Annotated in this window: 21 protein-coding genes; 4 read left to right on the forward strand and 17 right to left on the reverse strand. The window is 41.1% G+C overall.

All coding sequences use genetic code 11. From position 1 onward, the window contains the following. Positions 1 to 11: 11 nt before the first annotated feature. Genes I588_RS12115 through I588_RS12125 form a run of 3 tightly spaced genes read left to right on the forward strand, consistent with a single transcriptional unit; the run spans position 12 to position 1,469 of the window. The gene (locus tag I588_RS12115) at positions 12 to 530 is read left to right on the forward strand and encodes a hypothetical protein (RefSeq protein ID WP_010756265.1); all 519 of its coding nucleotides are present in this window, start codon (positions 12 to 14) and stop codon (positions 528 to 530) included. 48 nt (positions 531 to 578) lie between these two features. Further along, positions 579 to 1,214, forward strand: coding sequence for a hypothetical protein (locus I588_RS12120; RefSeq protein WP_010756264.1), 636 nt, complete (start codon positions 579 to 581; stop codon positions 1,212 to 1,214). A gap of 27 nt (positions 1,215 to 1,241) precedes the next feature. Beyond that, the gene (locus I588_RS12125) at positions 1,242 to 1,469 is read left to right on the forward strand and encodes an LPXTG cell wall anchor domain-containing protein (protein WP_010756263.1); all 228 of its coding nucleotides are present in this window, start codon (positions 1,242 to 1,244) and stop codon (positions 1,467 to 1,469) included. A 66-nt stretch (positions 1,470 to 1,535) separates the two neighbouring features. Here the strand turns inward: I588_RS12125 and I588_RS12130 are convergent, their stop codons facing one another. The 16 genes from I588_RS12130 to I588_RS12210 form a co-directional block, all read right to left on the reverse strand. After that, on the reverse strand, positions 1,536 to 2,408 hold the full coding sequence (locus I588_RS12130) for an ROK family protein (RefSeq protein WP_010756262.1): 873 nt from the start codon (positions 2,406 to 2,408) through the stop codon (positions 1,536 to 1,538). A 9-nt stretch (positions 2,409 to 2,417) separates the two neighbouring features. Further along, entirely contained in the window at positions 2,418 to 3,788 is a 1,371-nt protein-coding gene (locus tag I588_RS12135; protein ID WP_010756261.1) for a glycoside hydrolase family 1 protein, read from the reverse strand. A gap of 15 nt (positions 3,789 to 3,803) precedes the next feature. Further along, entirely contained in the window at positions 3,804 to 4,598 is a 795-nt protein-coding gene (locus I588_RS12140; protein WP_010756260.1) for a MurR/RpiR family transcriptional regulator, read from the reverse strand. A 10-nt stretch (positions 4,599 to 4,608) separates the two neighbouring features. Further along, entirely contained in the window at positions 4,609 to 7,230 is a 2,622-nt protein-coding gene (locus tag I588_RS12145; RefSeq protein WP_010756259.1) for a glycoside hydrolase family 38 N-terminal domain-containing protein, read from the reverse strand. 63 nt (positions 7,231 to 7,293) lie between these two features. Continuing rightward, positions 7,294 to 7,746, reverse strand: coding sequence for a PTS sugar transporter subunit IIA (locus tag I588_RS12150; protein ID WP_034692865.1), 453 nt, complete (start codon positions 7,744 to 7,746; stop codon positions 7,294 to 7,296). 20 nt (positions 7,747 to 7,766) lie between these two features. Further along, positions 7,767 to 9,302, reverse strand: coding sequence for a PTS fructose transporter subunit IIC (locus I588_RS12155; protein WP_010756257.1), 1,536 nt, complete (start codon positions 9,300 to 9,302; stop codon positions 7,767 to 7,769). A 610-nt stretch (positions 9,303 to 9,912) separates the two neighbouring features. Continuing rightward, complete coding sequence (locus I588_RS12165; RefSeq protein WP_010756256.1) at positions 9,913 to 10,587, reverse strand: HAD family hydrolase; 675 nt, start codon at positions 10,585 to 10,587, stop codon at positions 9,913 to 9,915. Positions 10,588 to 10,642: 55 nt separating this feature from the next. After that, on the reverse strand, positions 10,643 to 11,650 hold the full coding sequence (locus I588_RS12170) for an SIS domain-containing protein (protein ID WP_010756255.1): 1,008 nt from the start codon (positions 11,648 to 11,650) through the stop codon (positions 10,643 to 10,645). 11 nt (positions 11,651 to 11,661) lie between these two features. Next, the gene (locus tag I588_RS12175; RefSeq protein ID WP_010756254.1) at positions 11,662 to 12,726 is read right to left on the reverse strand and encodes an SIS domain-containing protein; all 1,065 of its coding nucleotides are present in this window, start codon (positions 12,724 to 12,726) and stop codon (positions 11,662 to 11,664) included. 11 nt (positions 12,727 to 12,737) lie between these two features. Then, positions 12,738 to 13,550: a PTS system mannose/fructose/sorbose family transporter subunit IID gene (locus I588_RS12180; RefSeq protein ID WP_010756253.1), complete on the reverse strand. Its 813-nt coding sequence runs from the start codon at positions 13,548 to 13,550 to the stop codon at positions 12,738 to 12,740. Beyond that, a complete protein-coding gene (locus I588_RS12185; protein ID WP_010756252.1) occupies positions 13,537 to 14,310 on the reverse strand; it encodes a PTS mannose/fructose/sorbose/N-acetylgalactosamine transporter subunit IIC in 774 nt (257 codons plus the stop codon). The genes I588_RS12180 and I588_RS12185 overlap by 14 nt, the downstream gene beginning before the upstream one ends. A 15-nt stretch (positions 14,311 to 14,325) precedes the next feature. Then, positions 14,326 to 14,796 carry a PTS sugar transporter subunit IIB gene (locus tag I588_RS12190; protein ID WP_010756251.1) on the reverse strand — a complete coding sequence of 157 codons (471 nt, stop codon included), beginning with the start codon at positions 14,794 to 14,796 and terminating at the stop codon, positions 14,326 to 14,328. 68 nt (positions 14,797 to 14,864) lie between these two features. Beyond that, a complete protein-coding gene (locus tag I588_RS12195; RefSeq protein ID WP_034692955.1) occupies positions 14,865 to 15,284 on the reverse strand; it encodes a PTS sugar transporter subunit IIA in 420 nt (139 codons plus the stop codon). A gap of 614 nt (positions 15,285 to 15,898) precedes the next feature. Next, on the reverse strand, positions 15,899 to 16,942 hold the full coding sequence (locus I588_RS12200; RefSeq protein WP_010756248.1) for a galactitol-1-phosphate 5-dehydrogenase: 1,044 nt from the start codon (positions 16,940 to 16,942) through the stop codon (positions 15,899 to 15,901). Positions 16,943 to 16,956: 14 nt separating this feature from the next. After that, on the reverse strand, positions 16,957 to 18,228 hold the full coding sequence (locus I588_RS12205; RefSeq protein WP_010756247.1) for a PTS galactitol transporter subunit IIC: 1,272 nt from the start codon (positions 18,226 to 18,228) through the stop codon (positions 16,957 to 16,959). Positions 18,229 to 18,388: 160 nt separating this feature from the next. After that, the gene (locus I588_RS12210; RefSeq protein ID WP_010756246.1) at positions 18,389 to 18,580 is read right to left on the reverse strand and encodes a helix-turn-helix transcriptional regulator; all 192 of its coding nucleotides are present in this window, start codon (positions 18,578 to 18,580) and stop codon (positions 18,389 to 18,391) included. A 168-nt stretch (positions 18,581 to 18,748) separates the two neighbouring features. On the opposite strand from I588_RS12210, the gene I588_RS12215 reads away from it, so the two are divergent. Further along, a complete protein-coding gene (locus tag I588_RS12215; protein WP_010756245.1) occupies positions 18,749 to 19,066 on the forward strand; it encodes a helix-turn-helix domain-containing protein in 318 nt (105 codons plus the stop codon). Between the two features lie 633 nt (positions 19,067 to 19,699). Here I588_RS12215 and I588_RS26445 read toward each other — a convergent pair. Further along, entirely contained in the window at positions 19,700 to 21,352 is a 1,653-nt protein-coding gene (locus tag I588_RS26445) for a DUF262 domain-containing protein (RefSeq protein WP_345917509.1), read from the reverse strand. Positions 21,353 to 21,673: the final 321 nt, after the last annotated feature.

Below are 21,673 nucleotides of genomic sequence, written 5' to 3' on the forward strand. Positions count from 1 at the left end.
GGAGGCAATCCATGGAAGAAAAAAAGAAACGTAAAAAATGGTTGCTGCTTTTAGCCCTGTTACTGCTGCTTATCGGCGGTTACGGCATCTATCATTTCTTTTTCGCACCTGAGCCGCAAGCCATGTCGGTGATTAGCGGCGACTTTTTACCTGAAGGAAAAGATGCGAAAAAAATGTCGGACAAGGAGCTGGCTGAGCTGGCTCAGCAAAAAGCTGATGAAAGCAACTTTAATATGATGATTGCTTCAGATGCAACCATTAACAGTGATACCCAAAAAGGGCAATTGCCGATCAAAAATCCTGAAAGCAATGCTTATCCGGTCAATGTCGAAATTAAAGACGATCAAACCGGTGAAATTATTTATACCTCAGGGGCGATTATGCCTGGCGAGGAAATCGATCAAGTTCAATTGGACAAGCCGTTAGCCAAAGGAACTCATCAAACTACGGCAACTTTCAGCCTGTATGATGCTCAAACCAAGAAAAAACAGGGAGAAGTCTCAGCAGGCGTCACTATTTTAGTGAACTAATTTTAGGCTACACATTTTAATGTTTATATATAATAGGAGGAAAATAAAATGAAGAAATTACTAGCTATTTTGTTAACCGCAGGCATCGCATTGGGAGCGGCGCCACTTGTTTTTGCCGCAGATGGTACGGAGAGTGCCAGCCAACAAACAATCAAAAGTCAATCAACTGCAGATATTGAGGTCAACGGAACATTAGGTGCCGACAACACCGATCCCGATGCAAAAATCCCAGAGGGTGATGTAAACTGGATCAATGTTACAGTCCCTACTAAAACCATCTTCTACAATACAGCAAGCGATACTAGCATTAAAGCACCAAACTATTCAATCGTTAACAACTCGGGACGTCCCGTTACCGTTTCAGCAAATGGCTTCACTGGCGATAGTGGCAATCCTACATTACCGACAGACTTTAACTTGAAGCTAGACGTAACCGGCGCAGCAGGCGTTACTGCTACAACGGCTTCTACCAACCTAGTTACTAACGGTACACTAGTAACACCATTGAACTCAGAATTAATCACTTTGGCTAACAGCAAAAATCAATTTGCTGCTGCGGATACTGCAGCAACACCTGAGAAAAACAAAGCAACCTTTACTTACTCTGGTAATGCAACAGCTGACGCACAAAAACAGCTAAAATACACCTTGAACCTAAAATTTGATGCAGTGAAATGGAACTAATCGTTTCCTGCTAAACGAGGTGATTGAATGGATACGGATATTCAGATTTACGGTCAATTAGGACTTGATGCTCCTGAAGCTCCTGTTGAATCAGAACAACCACCTGAAACAAGCGAAGAGCTGATTCCCCATTATGTGGTGCAGCAGCGATCGTATCCTAAAACCGGTGATACCAATCAACTATTCTTTTTCTCTTTTTTAGGCCTGCTGCTAGTTATACTGGCAGTGTGGCTGAAGAGAAAGCTAAGTGAGTGAATCGACACAACAAAGCCAAGCAACCATGATCTTTATAGGATCTGGTTTGCTTGGCTTTTTTAGTACTTATTTTTTGTTTTGCGAAAATGTTTGTTCAAAGTTTAAGGCTGCGCCAATCAAATTGGCATCGTTTTGGAACTCGCAGCAGCGAATTTGCGGCATGATTTCCTCTACCTGTTCTTCTTTTAGCAGATTGTTTAATCGACGGGCAATTTCTTCTGCCAATTCCGGTCGTTTTGAAACACCCCCGCCTAAAATAATCAGCTCAGGATCAAGTGTTACTTGAATGTTGTATAAATTATTGGCAATCCTTTGATACATGTCATCTAAATAGTTAGTAGCCAGCTGATCTCCTGCTTCGCTTAATAAAAAGAGCTCCTTGCCTTCAGCTTTTTTACCTGTTTGTTCTCTATAGAAGTTCGCCGCCTTCACTAAGGTGCCATTCTTACTAAAGGTTTGGGTGTCCATACTCTTCATTAACCCAAATTCGCCGCCGAAAAGATTTGTTCCTTTATAAAGCTGCCGTTGAATAAAGATCGCACCGCCGACACCGGTACCTATTACAACAAATACCATGTTTTGGGCATTGCGGCCGGCTCCCAGTTCTACCTCGGCAATCCCGGCACAATTGGCATCATTTTCAATTGCTACTGGCAGGTTCAGGCCGCTTTCCAGTTCGTCAAAAATTGGTCGGTGGTGAATATACTCCACCGCGCTGATGCCCAAGATTTGTCTTTGGGCAACATCAACCGCGCCTGGTGAACTAATGGCTGCTCCTGCAATCGGCTGTTCATAGTGTTGAATCGTTTGGCGAAACTTTTCCAGCAGGTCTTCATAAGTTTGCGGCGTCGGAAATTCATCTACCTGGCTTAACTGGGCGTTATCCCATACTCCGTGCTTAACTGCGGTTCCACCAATATCAAATACTGCTAAGCTCATTCTTTTCACCTAAAATCCATTTTTTTCTGCGGCTGCTTTAAACCACAACCCGCTCTTCTTCACCGAACGTTCATAGGTCGCCAAGTCCATGTAGTAAAAGCCATAACGATTGCGATACCCATTCAGCCATGACCAGCAGTCCACAAAGGTCCAAGCATGATAACCAAAGCAGTTGCTGCCTTCGCTAATCCCCTGATGCAAGTAGTCTAAATGCTCCTGCATAAAGGCAATCCGGTAATCGTCTTCGATCATTCCAGACTCATTCATGAAGCGCTCCTCGTCAGCAACGCCCATTCCATTTTCGCTAACGTACCAAGGAATGTTGTTGTATTTTTCCTTCATTATGATGGCTACATCGTACAGGGCTTGAGGATAAATTTCCCAGCCCCGATAAGGATTGATTTTCTTTTCCGGCCAATCATAAGCTGCGTAAAAATCATGAGGCATTTTGGCTGGGTACGCCACGTTTTCAGGCGCCTGCACTCGCCGCGGCTGATAATAATTTAAGCCAATGAAGTCTACTGTATTTTCTTTAAGCAGGGCGGTATCGCCAGTTTTTACCACTGGAAGCAACGCATTCTCTGCTAAAAGAGTCACCAGCTCCTCTGGAATACTTCCCAGTACAGCTGGATCCAAGAAGCTGCGGGTGTTTAACAGGTCAGAACGCTGGGCTGCCAATTGATCTTCCGCCGAGTTACTTCGGGGATAACTAGGAGAAATATTCAGAATAATACCGATTTCCCCCGCTGGCAGCACTTTTCTAAAAGCTTCCACTGCTCGAGCATGAGCCAGCAAGGTATGATAGCCGACTTGAACTGCCCGCTTAAAATCAACAATCGCCGGATAATGGTATTGGTACAAATACCCGCACTCCACATGGACCATCGGCTCATTAAAAGTTGTCCATTTTTTTACCAGGTCGCCAAATAATTCAAAAGCTGTTTCAGCGTAATAAGCAAAGGCCGCCACTGAATCCCGGTTTTCCCAGCCGCCTTTGTCCATTAGCCACATGGGCAGATCAAAGTGAAACAGGTTAATAATTGGCTCGACGCCATGATCCAGCATTGCTTGAAAATAGCTCCGATAAAAAGTCACTGCTGCTGGATTGACCGTTTTTCCATCAGGTAATAAGCGTGTCCAGGCAATCGAGGTTCGGACCGAATTCATACCGATTGCCTGCATTCGTTGGCAATCAGCTGCATACAGCTCGTACATTTTAGAGGTATCTGCCGGGCCTTGCTGCTGATTGAATTTCTCCGGTGCTTCCGCAAACCAGTAATCCCAGGTGGAGGCTGATTTGCCATGACGTAAGCTTTGGCCCTCTGTTTGGGGCGCCGACATGGCTGCCCCCCATAAAAAATGCTCAGGAAATTTTTTCATTGGTTAACCGATCCTTTATTTGTGTAATATCTGCTCCGATTCCAGCCATTGCTTAAGCGAATCGGAGTACAGATGAATGTATCGTTCATAGACCATATCCAGCTGAATAAGGATAGGAATTTGCGGGGAAATGTTCCCCAGCGATTCTTCGCGGGTAAAGCTGGCCGCAAGCAGCACCACATTCGCATAAGGAATCAGCTGAGAAAACTGATTGGAGGTAATCAATAGGATTGGGACGTCACGCTTCTTCGCAATCTTCATCGCCTCCAGCAGTTCCTCGTCATCGCCTCGCAAGGTTGAAACCACAATTAATTCATCCTTATTGGCAAAATTAGCCGACATTAAAATCGAATTCTCATCAGCTATGACCCGCACATACTTGCCGACTCGGGAAAACTTAAATTGAAAATCGGCTCCGGCATAGGAATTGAACCCTTTGCCGAAGAAATGGATAATTTTGTGCTGATGCAAATAGCCGCAAAAGGCATCGACTACTTCTTTGGAATACGTACTGTCACTGCGAGTTGCCAAGGAATGGTAAGCTGCCGTCACTTTCGAAGACACCGAAAGATCGGTTTCGTCCTTGTCCAGTGACAGCTTGTACAAGAAGATCAGTTCCTTGTAATTGTTCAAGCCGATTTTTTTACAAAATCGAGTTATCGATGCTTTCGAGACTGCCAAATCCTCAGACAGCTGGTCAATGTTCTTGGGAGCCTGCTGCTTACTCAAAAAATAATCGGCAATCACTTGCTCCACCGCTGTAAAATTCAACCGACAGGACTCAATTAAAATGAAAATATCTTCTTGCATATTCTTCTCCTCAGTTCACGATCTGAATCGTCTTTATTTCGCCAGGTTTGACGGTTCCTATGGCAATCTTATCATTTTTTTCGACTGGTAAAATGGGAGTTCCTTTAAGATCTGCAAAGCTATAGCTCATTTCAGCTGGTAACACAATGTATCCACCATCGACTGCCTCCTCAGTGCTTGGATTAAACACTCTCAGATCAAAGCCTGCACCAGCCTTTGATTTTGCCAATGAACTAAACACCAGCTTTTCACTCACCAAGGTAGGCTGTTCTTTGGGTACCAGCTTCTCCGGTAAAGGATTGGAAACAAAATACTTCAGTGTCGAGGTGAAGCGATTCATTTCCTGCAGCTGGTAAAACGGACAGGACAGAGCATAATCCAGATAGTCCTTCGCCAGCTTGGCTGGGCAATACGTTCGATCCAATTGCAGCGCAAATTTGAAGGTCATTTTTTTCTGCAGCTGACTGTCAGGTGTGGCAATGTACTTAAACTCATTCCCAGAAGCAACTCCTGGTCGGCGAAGTAAATCGGGGCGCCCTAAGAAGCCGACTGAACGGAATAACGTCAACGCCATCGTGCCGAAAGCTGCTCCCACAAATTGATATTCCTTCATGCCTTTGGTAAATACCGTCCAGCTGGAGGTTTCATTGTGGCTGTTGACATAGCTCAGCATTGGAAAAATCGCCGTCGGTTCCTCGCGCCAGCCCAGCTCCTGCCAATCTTTAATATGCCGATCCTCTACCTCACGCTTAATTGTGCCAAAGGGCGTATCAGTATAGGAGAAGGTATTTTGATGAGGGGTGTTAATCAATACCCGCATCCGATGATCACAGGCCGTATTGTCAATTTCCAAATGGCACTCAAGCTGACGACTGCCCTTTTTCAAGGAAAGCACCAGCTCATAGTCCACCGATTGGGAGCGCTGCTTATTTTTTCTCCCGCTTAAATCCTTCGCAATATACCAGGTACCAGTAAATTTAAGCTCTGATAAAAGCGGCCGTTCATTCACCTGACAATCGGCATCCGCTAAGCTCAATAGATACTGATCGTCCTCATACGGCGGAGAATAATCATAGGTATCTCCTTCGTCCCCGCTATCCTCAAAGGTCAGAATGTTTTCGTACTGCTGATGGTCCTGTTTAGATATCAACGACAGCTGACCTGCTTCGAAAAACAGCTGGTAGTAGTCATTTTCAATCAAAGGTTTTTCAGCTGATGTTCGGTCTGTGTCTGCCAAGCTGTTTTGTGCTTCAACCACCTGATAGGTTTCAAAGCTTAAGGAAGGCAGCTCTACCTCCAGCGCAATTTGATGAATGAAATAGTATTGCTCGGGGTCCTGATCCTTTTCCAAACGACGGATGGAACCGGCGTATTCTTTTTTCGTTTCCAGTAAATCGTAGGGAATGGACTGACCATCCTTTTCGATGGTGAACTGTTCATAGGTAGTAGACAGCTCACAATGCATCACTTTTTTCACTGACCAAGGAACCGTGTTGAAAATCACTAAGTCATCATTGGCTGCTGCCCCTCGCGACTCCGCAATCTTGCGGGTCAAATAATCGACTAAGGAATAGGACAGCTGATCTGCTTCCACAAAGCGATCCAAAATGATTTGATTGGTTTTGTCGCTGTTGCAGCCGCCTGCTGAATCATGGGCCTGGTTTTTGTTCAACAGCTTCCAAATCCGTTCAAGAATCCCTTTTTTGTACGGAATACCATAGGACTCTGCCATCACCATTAACGGCTCCAGCTGATAAATCATCCGCCGCTCGATCTTGTCATTCAGGTATTTATGATCGTAACGGGAAGAATAAATCGAACGATGAATTTTCGATACCGAGCTGGAAATAAACTCGCCTTCTACTGTTGGCAAGTCGTTTTCCTTAATCGCCTCAAAGAAAGCTTCATAGCTGCTTTCCACCAGCTCAGCCTCAGGAAGTGCCTGATTGTACTGCTGGATTCGTTCCCGCAGGTTAAAATCGACATACCGCTGATCACCGCCTACCGGCAAGACCAACTCATTGCCCGTCGCACCTTCCCCGATGGTCTCCATCAGCTCCTGATAGTCATCGGTATAAATCAAGCCGACACCTACAAAATAGCCGTTCTTAATATTGGAAGCCAGCACCTGCGAGCCATCCTCTGCCTGCCAGTAAAATTCCCGCTTGGTGGTAACATCGTTAGGAACCCCGCGCCAAAAAACGGCTTGATCGATACCAAAGCCATTATAGATTTTCGGCATATCTTTGCTTTGACCAAAGGAATCCGGCAGATAACCAATTTTCATGGCACCACCCAGCTCTTCAGCCAACGCCATCCCCAGCTGCAAATTTCTAACAATTGATTCCCCGCGAACAATCAACTCATCGGTTTGGGTATACCAAGGACCAATTTTCAATTTACCCGCCGTCACTAGCTTTCGCAGCCGCTCCTTTTGTTCTGGGAAGCTTTGCAGGTACTCATCCAGAATACTCATTTGACCATCCAACAGGTATTGATCAATTTTATTTTCCTCTAAAGCCGTCATCACCTCGTCTAAATGATAGGTTAATTGAACAAACGACTCATTATTGGTAAAGTACCATTCAAAATCCCAATGGGTGTGATGGATTACGTGAACTTTTTTCTTCATACTTTCAGTCCTAACCAGCAATTTTTAAATAAAACTGGAGCAGTCGCTGCCCCAGTTTTCCGATTAAAAAGCAATCTGATCGATAATTTCCGTTAATTTTTCCGGATCGGTTTCGTTTAAGACGCCTTCTCTAAAGTTTTGATCAATTAATTTACGGGCAATCAAGCTCAACAGCTTCAAATACTCCGCTGAACCCTCCTCAGGAATCGTTAAGGCAAACGCCACATTTACCGGCTTGCCATCCAGCGCATTCCAGGGAATAGCCTGTTCAAACTTCACCAAAAACATGCCCGGCTTTAAATTAGTGGTGCTTTTGCAATGGGGAATCGCAATGTGATCCTTAAAACCAGTCGTTGCCTCTTTTTCCCGTTCCTTTAGCCCTTCAAGATAAGCCTGCTTATCTTGAACAAAGCCTAATTGATCCGCAAAATCCGCAATCACCTGAAAAGCTTCTTCTTGAGTAGTGGCAGTTTGATCCACTAAAATATGGTCTTTGTTAAATACTTCTGCATTCATCATTTATCATCCTAACTAGTTTAATCGTGAGCTGTCTTAATAATACCTTGCTCAGCCTCGTCTTTTTCCTCTTGTTCAATAATGGCTGTCTCAACATTCTGCTTGCGGGTAAAGCCGATCAGCAATGCCGTAGTTAAAATCCCAGCACTCACACATAAGATCCAAGTAATGAAAGGAATCGGCTGTTCAATGTAGCCAATAAAGGTTCCTAACGGCGAACCAATCCCCCCGTAGAATTTACAGCCGGTTGCTGCAGCCAGTCCGCCAGCCACTGCCGAACCCACCACATTAGAGAAAATCATGCGGATCGGATCAGCCGCTACAAAAGGAATCGCACCTTCTGTAACACCGACAATTCCCATACCAAAGGCTGCCGTTGCGGCCACCTTTTCGTCCTTTGAAAATTTCTTCTTGAAAAGAATTGTTGCCAACCACACACCCAGCGGCGCTACTGAAATCGCTGCTTGTGTCGCCGTTCCCGGCACAAAGTTCGCACCATCAATTCCATATTTAGCCAAAGTATCAGTGAAAATCGCTGTTCCGAATACCAACGCTGTTTTATTAATTGGGCCTCCTAAGTCAAATCCAATCATGGCACCACAGATAGCGCCAATTAAGATCGGTGCCCCTGCGTAGCTGTTGTTCAAATTCGTTAATCCGTCATACATCGCATCCATTCCAATAGCAATTGGGTTGCCAATAATATAGAGCACAATCAAGGTAATAATTGCAGTCGCTACAAATGGAATAATCATAATCGGTACAATCGGCAGTAACAAACGCGGCCATTTGATCTTCTTCAAGCCCTTAACCATGTAGCCAACAATAAATGCCACAACAATCGCCCCAATAAATCCGCCGCCAGCTTCTGTGTTCAGAAATTCCGGATCATTTACCAGGTAAGCCCCAATCATCGCCGGTGCAATCGCTGGCTTATCCGCAATCGAATTGGCAACAAAGCCGGCAAACAATGGAATCATCAGCTTGAAGCCCATTTGACCAACATAGAACAGCTTAGACATCAAGAAGCCCATCTGTGTTTTGGTGTCAAAGCCCCATTCCACGATCCGACCTAAGTCATCCCGCTGAAACGCATACAAGTTGGCAATCGTTAAAATCAGCCCCGCCGCAATAACCATCGGCACCATGTAGGAAATCCCGCTCATGATGTGGGTGAAGAAATTGACCTTGTCTTTGTCATTCCCCACTTGAATCTTTCCAACCTTGGTCCCTTTTTTCCCAAAGACCTCAGCTTCATCAAATGCTCGGTTAATCAACGCTTCCGCATCCTCAATCGCCGGAATTGATTTCGTCACATACAACGGCTTGCCAGTAAAACGAATCGGATCAATCTTAATATCCGAAGCCACTAAGACTAAATCAGCCTGCTCAATATCATCAGCAGTTAGCACATTCTCTGCCCCAATTGCCCCGTTCGTTTCTACCTTTACCTGATACCCCATCTTCTTGGCAGCCTGTTCAATCGACTCCGCCGCCATGTACGTATGAGCAATCCCTGCCGCACAAGCGGTTACCGCAACAATTCTTTTTTCCATGTTGTTTCCCTCCATACTAATGTCTTCTTTAAGAAATTAAACTATTCAGAACAAAAAATAAAGCGGTTTCCCGCTTTCTGGTATTAGTATCGAAGTTTGGATTTGGGGTGGTATTTGTTTCAAGTAAAAGTAAAACAATTCTTTGCTTAGTTTTATCAAAAAAAGATCTATAAAAAAAGATCAAAAGCGCTTTTGCTGCTTCTGATCACCTTAAATCAATTTCTTTTTTTAATAGTCTCCCACTTTAATAAAGACTCCAGTTGATTCTTTACTAAGCTCTCTATAAATCTTTTTAAATAAGTCTACCGATAATTCTTTCATTGATACCCGATACATTGTTGGTAAAAGGCCTTATTATAATAATGCTAAAAAAATTCTTTGCTTTACTGGGTTAATATTTGTCTCGATTGAGTCAAGTTTTTCCTTTGCAAGAACCTTAGCAAAAATCTGTTTCTGTAACATCAACTCATGCGGAAAACGGTAACTCGTGATCATCACTGAGATAACCTCAAACACCTCAGTTAATGCTAAGTAATCCATCGAAAAAAATATTGGCATGCATGCGGGAAAATTTCACGCTTCAATAAGCTTAGATTTTGTATCGAATTCATCATAATTGAGCATTTTTATTAACCGTCTGCTGCTGTTTTTGGTCTTTTATTGCTTCTAATATATTTAGACATATTTTTCCCTCTTTTGGAAATTCCATGTTTTTAGTAAACTCATTAGGATAGATTAAAGTTGTCAAGTTTGCTGCTATTGCTGCGGATGATCCTACTGGACTATCTTCAATTGCAATCGTCTCATGAGTAGCTAAATGCAGCGAAGATAGACACGCTAAATAACTTTCTGGGTCAGGCTTTCCATTAGATACATCTTCAATAGTTACAATTTTATCGAATTGATTTTTGAGTTCTGGCTGATAGTCAAAAAAATAATTTAGCTCTTCTTTACTAGAATTTGAAACAACGGCTAATTTTTGGTCCTGCAGCTTGGCCTGACTAATGATTGATTCAATACCTGGTCGCAGCGGAAGGTTACAATAGCCTGTTTGTTGTGCCATTCTGATTCTCTGATTTAATAGTTTTTTGTCAATCTCCGTCCCTATAATTTTTTCCAAGTTATCAAAAAATAGTTCATCTGATTGTCCGACAGAAAGCTGATAGACCGTTTTCGAATAACTAAGTCGATATTCCTCAGCAATAAAATCACGAACTGCCTCATAAATCAAACTCTCTGTATCGACCATTGTTCCATCAAAATCAAAAATTATTCCTCTCAACATTATTTCTCCTCCTTCTGAAAAACTCCTTCTGATTTATTCAGAAGGAGTTCGCTTTTTAATAATCAAATTGGCGATAGTACCGACGGAAATTTAGATCGTGCCCGGTACGATGTTCAAACTGTATCGCTAAGCGTTCCGTTAAGATCGCTTCTACTATCATTGGTGTAATGTATTTGCGATACTTCTCATCGATCCCCGTCAAAGCAAAATCTTTTGTATCGATAACCGTCCCTCTTTCAGTGTAATCATTAAGAAACTTCTCTACACGATCATCTAAAGGACGAGTTTCATCTTCACCTTTTACTAGGAATACTGAAACATCTTCTTCCACCAGCTCCAATGTCCCATGGAAAAACTCTGCTGAAGTAACTGATTTTGTTCGTATCCATTGCATTTCTTCTAATACACACATAGAGAACAAGTAAATATCGCCCCAAAGAAGTCCTCCACCTACCCAAATCTGATACTCATCTTTGTGATGCTCCTTCGCAATTTTTTGAGCGATTGGATCAAAATCTTTTTTCGCTTGGACAAAAATTTCTGGTAATAAAGCTAATTGGTCAGCAAAGGTATCATAATCTTCAAAATCACCCGCATTTTTTAACAGGCGGAAAATGAAGTAATGTAAATTCAAGTAACTATGCTCTACTTCAGGAGAATGATCATTAATCACATAATCCGATAGTTCAGCCAATTTTGAATCCAGAATTCCGACAAAAGAAACCACTCGAATATTCCGTTCTTTACAGTATTCAATTGCCTTAACGGTCTCTTTTGTATCGCCAGACTTTGAGGCTGTAATAACTAATGACCGCTCTGTTAACTGCTGATTACCGGTCAAGACGATTTCTCCAGCTACTTCTGTGAAAACAGGTATCTTAGAGATACGCTTAATGATCTTTTCATAGGGAAACATGATCGCCACTGAGCCGCCAGAAGATATAAAGAAGATATTTTCATACCCCTCTTTGGAAACAGCATCCGCTACTTCTTCAATTTCTGCCCGGTGTGCTACCGTTTCTTTCGCCAATTGTACATATTTTTCTTCGTCAAACTTTAACATTTTCCGTCCTCCTAAAGTAATTTACTATTTAACATCGCATCGAAATCCGGGAATGGATCGATGGTTAAATCTTGTCTGTTGGCAGTTGCGGTCAAATAGGACCATACTTGCACCAAAACAACAGTTGCTAATGGCAGAATAAATGGATCTAAATCATTCAATTTAAGCGAAAAATCATAAGCTTCCTTAGTATCATTTTCCACCACTGTAATAGTCGTGCCCACATATTGCTCAATATAGTTTCTTAAGCGAAAAGCTCGAGAACTAATGGCTTGTTCATCGATCAAAAAGAACAGGGCATGATTCTTCTGCGCTTCCAAGTATGGACCGTGCATGTATGCTTCCAGTTCATAACCAGCACTAGGCAAGCGAACTGTCTCGGTAAATTTTGTTTCAAACTCCTTAGCAATACCCAAATTGGCTCCATATGCGATACAGACAAACCGATTATACGAAGTGAACTTTGCTTCATTTTCTGAAAAATAAGTTTCAGAGCGCTCAATAATGTCTGGCAGTGCTTGGATCAGTCGATTAAGTTCCTGCTGTTTATCCTTTAATTCAGACTCTGTAATAGATTGGTTTTGATAGCCTATTGCACAAGCAAATAGAAAAAGATTTAAAATAGTACCAGAAAAACCTTTTGTCACATAATCGACCTTTTCCACACCAATATTTAGATCAATCAAGCACTCTGCTTGCTGAACCAATGGCGAATCGGGCTGATTTGTTAAAGCCACGATGGGAATTTGAGAATTCGCTACTTTTTCTAATACATTGATTGTCGAGGTGCTTTTACCACTTTGAGAAATGGCTAAAATGCAATCCGTGGTTTCATCAATGGTCCCATAGTGCTGAAAATTAAAAGGTTCTTCTATACTAACAATGATTCCAGCTGTCTTTTCAATATAATACTTAGCTGCCAAAGCAGCATTGTATGAAGAACCCGTCGCTAAAATAAGAAGGCGTTTTACCTGTTTTGGCAAGTGAGCTGCCAAGCCTGAATAATCAAATTCATCCAAAATCTTATGCAAAACCTGTGGCTCTTCTTTTACATAAGTCATCATTGTTTCTTCCATTATTTACCTCCTTAAAACAATCCAATAAATGCTCCTGCGATCGAGATAGCTGTAATACCTAATAAGATCGGTACTGGTTTTGCCCCTTTCTTAATCGCATAGTAGACGATCCCAAAGGCAGCCAATGGCAGTAAGCCTGGTGCGATTTCACCAAAGATCTCGGTAATACTCATTGCACCTTCACCTGAACCCAATTTGAAAGGAATATCAATCTCGATCATGGACTGGGTCATAGCACCAATAACCATCAACCCAACAACGGTTGCTCCATAAGTCAACGTGTCCATAGCCCCGCTGCTTTCCAATTTGGTTAATAGATCAGTCCCTACCTTATACCCCCAATTATTTGCTAAATAACGTAAGATAAGATGAGGAACATTGAAGATTACTAGGAACAAAATCGGTCCTAGCAGGTTACCCTTTAAAGCAAGCGAAGTCCCCACACCGGTAGCAATCAGACGCAAAGTCCCCCAGAAAAAGGAATCTCCAACCCCCGCTAACGGGCCCATCAAGGACGCTTTTATCCCATTGATGGAAGCAGTGTCAAAATAATTATTTTTGGCATTTTCTTCCTCCATCGCAGTCGTTATCCCTAATATCAGAGTGGAAATATGCGGTGTGGTATTAAAGAATTCCATGTGCCGCTGCAGGGCTTTACTAAGTTCATTACCAGAATACAATTTCTTTAAAATGGGAATCATCGAGTAACAGAAGCCCATATGTGCTTGACGCTCGTAGTTCCAGGAATATTCCATCGTTAGCGACCGCCAAAAAACGCTGTTTAAGTCCTTCTTAGTGATCCTTTCATCGTTAGAAGTCTTCATCATCACTCACTCCTTCCGTAGCAGGTGTCTGAGTCTTTTTCACACTTAAAATAATAATGACCAGGATAAGCCCGAAGATCGCAATCCCAGTTACTGGAATCTCTAAGTAGCCGATCAAAAAGAAGCCTAGGAAGAAGAAATGCGCCACTTTTTTATTCAGTAATAATTCCGCCAGCATTGCAAACCCTAGTGCTGGAATAATCCCTGCTGCAACTTCTAATCCATGCTGCACAAACTCTGGAATCATTTCTAATAACCGTGAAACGGTTTGATTCCCAACTAGAAAGCCGACCATTACAACCAGCGTTTTCAGTAATGAAAGACCAATCCCCGCACCAAAATGATTCAGCTCCAGCTTTCTGATGTTTCCATCTGCAGCAGCTTTATCCGCACCTCGCACGAACAACGGCAAAACAAAAATAAGATAAACATTTTCCAATAATAGCGTTAAAGTCGCGATTGGCATGCCTAAAAGCAAAGCCGTTTCTGTACCAGCTCCGGCTTGGATCGCCAAGCCTGCTCCCAAGATACCAGCTGAGACAGGATCAGGCGGTATGCTCGCACCAACCGAAAACATTCCCATGAAAGCCAACTCTAAAGAAGCTCCCATTATGACACCGGCCTTCAAATCACCTAAGACTAACCCTGCTAAGGAGGCCGTTACTATCGGACGTGATAAAAGACTAGTTCCTAAAGCAAATTCCGATTGCGCAATAAAGGCAATCAAACCTAGCAGGATAGCTGTCGTCAAATTACTCATCTGTTTCTCCTTTCTCTATAAAATATCTGCAATTTTAATCGCTTTGTCTGAAGGGACCATTTGAATAAACACCTCAATACCCTGCGAATCTAACTTCTTCAATAATTCCTTTTCTTCTTCAGTCACATTAATCGCCTTAGAAATATTTTCCTTATCTGCTCCTGCTTTTGTTCCGCCTAAATTTATCCGTTTAATTTCTGGATAAGCCAATGCCAAGTCATAAGCATCTTTAATAGACTCAACAACAATGAACAATTTGTATTTGTCAGTTACACCGCTGTTCAATGAAGTAATGGAGTCTTCAATATTTTTGATGACTAATTTGACTCCTTGAGGTTTCGCTAATTTAATTGTTGTTTTTCGAATTTCATTGACAGGAACATCATCATTAGCAATCAGGATACAATCAGCTCCAATGCTTTGCGTCCATGAAAAAGCGACCTGTCCATGCAGTAATCGATGATCGACACGTGTTAGTAAAATCATGATAATTCTCCTTTCCTTCTTTTAAGAAAGACATTTTCAATCCTCTAAAAAGTAAATGACCCAAGCCGTTAAAACTCCTCCTCCTCCACTACCTGATGAATGACCTTATTACAAAATTGAAGCGCAGCCTTTGAGTTGTCTAAAGATTCTTGAATAACCCTTTCAATGTTGTTCGTTGTCTCCATTTTGGTGACCAGCTCAATAAGAAAAGGTAAATTCAATCCCGCAACTAAATAAAAACCCGGTCGTGAGATATAGCGAATAAACTCATTGTTCACGCTCCCGCCAAAAATATCAGTAACTACGATAATTTCTTGATTCACGTGACGCTCCATTAAATCATCGATTGACTGAGTTAAATCAAAGTTCTCAACTGTATAGCAATCAAGGGACTCTATTGCTGCAGTGTTACCACAAATGAGCTTTAGAGAACTTTCTATTCCCGATGCAAAGCTGCCATGAGAAGCTAATATAATTTTACTTACCAATGTCTTCACCTCGCTTTCATAATTAATAAAAGCAAACGGCGTGCCAACTTCAGTGTCGGACCGTTTGCTTTCGTTAAAATTCATTAAATCCGTCTGTCTTGTCAGTCTTTCTAAATAAAATATCGTCAATACACGCAATCGCTGATTAAGGTATATTGACACTATAATCTTTTTTCATGACACTAAATCCCTTTTTAATCCTTAGTAGCAACTCCTTTTGACACTGATACCATTCTTCACGACCCTGATAGGTTTCAATCGGAACATTGTGGCGCAAACGATCCCTCAAACAACCCATATGCACATCCAAAAAAATGCTTGAGCTATAGCCTCTTCTACCATTTCTGATAAAGTCAGAGTACACTGAGTATTCTCCCCAATCGTAATTGCCAAAGGTCTAGTCACATTATTGATCCTGACGTTGTCAGCTGTCTGTACACCTGGAAACATATACTTGCTAATTAAAATAAAGAAGTATTCCTCTAAAGCTGATCAACCAACTTTAGAGAAATACTTCTATTTATTTACTTTATCAATGTTTTGCATTCATAGTTTTATTCTAGACAGTACAATTTAATGAAGCAAAATTCTCTCTATTGTGCGCTCTTTTGTCACTATTTTGGAACTATCATCACCTTACTATAGCTTTCCTTGCGCTGAACCGTTAAGTCAAAGGCTTCCTGTAGCTGATCTAGTGAAAAACGATGGGAAATTAAACTTTTCACTTCAATTCGCTTTTGCTCTAAGAAATCGATGGTGTGCAGCCATTCTTTCCCAGGGAATGGTGCCGAATACGAATTCCAGAAGCCCTTAATCGAATACTCTCGGCGGAAAATATTTTCAAAAGCCGTTTGCCGCAGGATAACATCCGAATAGGCAATCCCTTGATAACCAATCTTGCCACCCTTTTTGGCCACCATCAGACACTGCTCCTCAGTAATCACTGAACCCGCACATTCTAAAGCAATATCCACTCCCAAGCCATCCGTTAATTCCCGAATACGTTCCTCCAAAGGCTCACGCATGACGTTGATCGTATCAGTCACACCATATTTTTTAGCAGCCTCCAGCTTATTCTGATCAAGGTCGATACCAATAATTTTCTTGGCTCCAGCCAGCCGCAGCCATTGTGCACTTAAGATGCCGATGGTTCCCAAACCAAAGACTGCTACTGTATCTCCCAGCTGAACATCCAAGCCCAGCACACCATGAGCGGCAACAGCCAGCGGTTCAATCATCGCCGCCTCTTCAAAGGAAATCTGTTCCCCAATATTCAGCACATTTCCCTCTGGTACCACCACATATTCCGCAAAGCCGCCATAGCGCTGTGAGCCAATCATCGTATAATGGGTACACAGCTGATACTTTCCTGCTCGACAGTACGGACACTCCTGGCACGGAATCAGCGGTGCCACCGCAACTCGATCGCCAGCCTGCACCTGCTGAACCGCCAGTCCAACTTCTTCAACTACACCTGCAAACTCATGTCCCATCACCATTGGCAGCGCGTATTTCCATTCACTCTGCATCTTATGAATATCCGAGCCGCAAATCCCCGCTGCCTTAACCTTAATCAATACCTCATTCGGCCCAGGGACAGGCTTTTCAATTTCACGTACATTAAACTCATTTAATCCTATCAGTAATCCTGCCTTCATGTCATTGACCTCTTCTATAAGATTCCCGAAACCATCTGCGCAAATTTCAAAATAACCCAATTCAAGAAATTGCCCCCCATATCTAAGGACGACAGCTGTGAAGCGCCCTCTGGAAACTCATAAACCCCGCGCATCATTTCCGTATGCACCGGCGCAAAATTCGTCGCCATCCACAAAGCAAAAGCAATCACGATCGTACCAGAAATCACCGACTGAATAATATTTCCCTTGCGGTTAGCAACAATCAAGGACACATAAAACGGAATCGTCGCCAAATCACCAAAAGGCAGCACCTGATTTCCCGGCAAAATGACTGCTAAAAACAAAGTAATCGGTACCAGCAGCAGACCTGTAGCCAAATTCGCCGGATGACCTGTCGTGACCGCCGCATCCATCCCCAGATAAATCTCCCGATCCCCATAACGCTGCTGCAGGAAATCCCGCGCCGCTTCCGAAATCGGAATCAGACCCTCCATTAGAATCTTTACCATCCGCGGCATCAAGAACATAACCGCTCCCATGTTGATCCCCATCTTCATAATGTCGCCAACACCATAGCCGCCCAAGAACGCAATTACTGCACCAATAATAATGCCCATCATCATCGGTTCGCCAAAAATCCCAAAACGTTTTTGAATCGACTCCGGATCAGCATTCAGCTTGTTAATGCCCGGAATCTTACCAATTAACATCCCCACCGGAATCCCAATCAACCCAAAGGCCGCTGTCGAACCTGTTGGCAGACTAATTCCATCCAAGCCATAAAACTCAGCCACTAATGGTGCCGTCTTATCCGCAATCAATAAACAAGCAATCTCATATAAAATCGCACACAGAATCGCAAAGAACCAATTCCCATTGGTAACAATGTAGCCCGTCGCTCCCGCTGCAATAAAATGCCAATAATTCCACAAATCAATATCCAGCGTCTTAGTCACCTTCAAAAACAGCAGCAGCAAATTCACCAGCACACAAATCGGAATCAAGATCGCCGAAACCGGTGCCGCCCATGCCGCTGAAGCCGCAGACGGCCAGCCCGTATCAATCACCGTTAAATGAAACCCAAACCGTTCAACCATTGCCTGTGCTGCCGGACCAAGATTATCTGACAAAACCCCAATCACCAGATTGATCCCCACAAAACCAATCCCAATCGTTAAACCAGACTTCAACGCCTTGCCAAAGGGAACCTTAAAAATAAGTGCGATGATCAAGATCATAATCGGCAGCATCACCGTAGGCCCCAAGTTCAAAATATACTGCACTACATCATTAACCGCTTTCAATAAAACTCCTCCTTCTTGTCTGAACCGCTCTATTATTGGTAAATATAACCTTTTATTTTCTCTATAGATTTCCCTCCATTTCCTGATTTATATTCCAATCACCCTGGGGTTTTGGGTAGAATTAGGGTATAGGAAATACTCTGAAAAGCGTCATATCGCGTCATTGATCTTTAAAAAAAATAGTCCAATCAAACTGTAATACCGACGCAATTCGCATAGCATTTTTGACTGAAGGTTTACGTCTCCCTTGTTCGATAGAGGAATACGTAGTTCTAGGGATACCAATGAGTTTGGCCGCTTGTTCCTGCGTTAACTGCTTTTCCAAACGAATTTTTAACAACCAATCAGCCATTTTACTCTCCCTTTCAAAATGTGTCATATTGCGTACTTTTATATTACTACGCAATATGACACTCGTCAACACAAATTTACTCTTTTTGACACATTATCGATATTTTATTTTAGCTACGCTTATTGCGTAGTATCATTAATCTATAAAATCATTTAGGAGGTGCAGCTGATGTTCGGATTGAAGCTAACAGAATTGAGGAAACAGCGTGGTTTAACACAAAGTGATATTGCGAAGGCATTAGGTATTGCACGAACAACTTATTCTTCCTATGAACAGGGTCGCAGATCTCCTGACGTAGATATTCAAAATAAGATTGCTGATTATTTCAATGTAAGCTTGGATTATCTTCATGGACGTAAGACAACTGAAAATCATGCGCTCTCTGACAAGCAGCTTAGGGTTGCTTTGCATGTGGATGATGATTTGAGTGAGGAACAGATTGAAGAGATTGTTCATTATATTGAGTTTATGAAGATGAGGAAATGAAGATCCTAAATTTATGTTGAATACGAAAAAGCAAGCATGGACAGAATTCTTTTTTCTGTATGCTTGCTTTTTCGTTATACTATTTGTGGTATTTTCCATAATGGAAAATACCACTTTTACTCTATTTGCTAACTAGATATTAACTTCATCTTGAAGAGTCAAAAAATGGTAAGTAACTTCTTGTTTACCGCATGAATGTACGAATCATTAATCCCACACTAAAAAAGTATGTTCAGCAAGTTCAAAATAATTCTTATCTTAGTTGTTTCAAGTCCATCGTCGTTTATATCGACTTGTCTAGCAAAAGTATCCGCATCTTTGGGATACTAACGCTATCCTTCTTTATTCTCATACACCATTACATCAACCATTAAGGAGTCACATTTAACTTTGTATAAATCTAATAATTGTCTAATATAGTTCATTTTACTCCAATTAGACAAGGAGGTATGAACATATATACCTTCAACTACTTCACTGTTTTTAGTATTTAGTTTATTTGAAAAAATTCCTGCTAGACCGTTCGGACTTTCTATCTTAGATAACTCAATCAATGGATTAAGATTAATATCTGCTATTTGTCTAATTACATTAATAAAGAATTCTTTCCAAGTAGCTATTGCCTGATACTCATCAGTAATAAAACTGTAACCCTTTATCTTGGTGTTGTTCACCATCAAAAACAATCAACTGATTCTCTCGTGAAGAGGGACTGTATTTTGTTTCTGGGTAAGGCCAAACTTTAAGTGCAGTTTTTGATAGTTCCTCTGTTCTCAAAACGATTTCTTCTTCTCCCCATCTTCGTACATTCGCCGGAATTCTATTCAGATTTACAAAATGACTATCTTTAAATCCTTTTTCCATTTTTTGCTTTTCCTCAAAAGACCTATTACTATATTTGGAGTTATAACCAGTAAGTGTTAGATTACCCAGTCGATTCAAATATGTCTGATGGACCTGTAAATAGTTTTGTCCTAACTCGTTCTTCCATTCACGACTTAAGTGCCGCGGCATGATATGCTCTACAGAATACTTCTGATCCTTAACTCCTTGGTAGATTTGCAAAGCTTCCACATGATCAAAATTTTCAATACGTTCAAAAAAGTAAGTTCTAAATGAAGAGTTTATATTATAAAAATCATTTGTACGAAGCTTTTCTAAAATTTCCTGATCATCTGGTAGTTTAGCAGTGTTAGTTTTAGATAATAAGATATAACTCAACACGTCTTTTAAGGTTATATTAGTCTCTCGATCTATTTTATTAATATCTTTATATAAAGTTGCAATCACTTTGTTAAGTGCATTAGAAGGTATTTTAGCTATCATCCTTCTAGCAATATATGTTTCTAAAATACTTAGGATATCTATAATCACATCTTCATCAATTTCATTTCTATTAAAATCATGTAGAATTGCTAGCAAGAATGGACGAATAACTGTTACTTGTAATTCATTGAAACGATTCAGTATACTATCAATTTTTTGATTTTTAGTCGAAGCTTCTAAAATTTGTTGATAAGCAAGTGAGTAATCAGACAATTCATCAAAGAACGATTTCTTACTTTCACATTTCCTTTTATAGAAGGAAACAAATGTCTCATACACCTTAGCAATCGTTAGATATTTACCATTTTTCAAAGTAAGATAATCTCTGAAAAATGCACTTAATTGGAAATGAGTTCGTTCTTCTATTGGCTCCCAATAATTCTCAAAATAAAATTGTTGTTCTTCTTGTTTCTCATTCATTAACAGGAAATTTCTTATTTTGTCTGCATCCGTCAGATCAACTCCGGTTGAGTTTAAACTTTCAAAAATTAATTGTGGGTCATCTTCAGGAGAATTAAGGTTAACAACCATTACTTGTAATTTCTCAATTGAACTCATCAATATATCTAAGTCTATTGAAATTCTCTCTAGCTCAGAATAAAAATATTCATAGTTTGCAGTGATATTAGAATTTTTGATAAAGTACTTTTCATCTTTGAATAATTTTTTGTATGCATTAAAGTCTCTAGGATTGGGTTTCAACTTATACTTATAAATATCTCGACTGAAACTGTCTACTAAATAGGCATCATTAAGGTTATTGGGATTTATTCTCTTACCATATTTTTGTTTATTTTGCATCCAATTTCTCATAGCCAGAAGTAATAAACATGTTGTTGTTAGTCTCTGTTGACCATCGATGATAATAATCTCTTGAGATAAATCTCCTGGTTTTACTACAATACTTCCAAAGAAATGAGTTTTCTTTTGATCCTTTTCTAAAGTAACCAAATCTTCAATTAATTTTTACAATTCTCTTTTTTCCAATCATAGTTACGCTGATATACGGGAATGATTAATTTGGTTGCCCCATGTAAGTATTCAGTTAAGTACCTAACGTTTCCTTCCATGAAATGACCCTCCCTTTTTAATATAATTTTTGCTTATCAACCTAATTTTTCAATGATTACTATTTAATATTGACTTTTGTTAATTAAGTAGGACAGTAATGATTCATTGAGCCAGAAGCAATAAAAAATCTTATATGTTTCTTCCACATAAAATTATGTATAAATCTTCAACCCATCCATAAATTAATTATGAACAGGCTGAAAAAACGAT

It is taken from the genome of Enterococcus pallens ATCC BAA-351, assembly GCF_000407485.1.
Lineage (GTDB): Bacteria > Bacillota > Bacilli > Lactobacillales > Enterococcaceae > Enterococcus_A > Enterococcus_A pallens.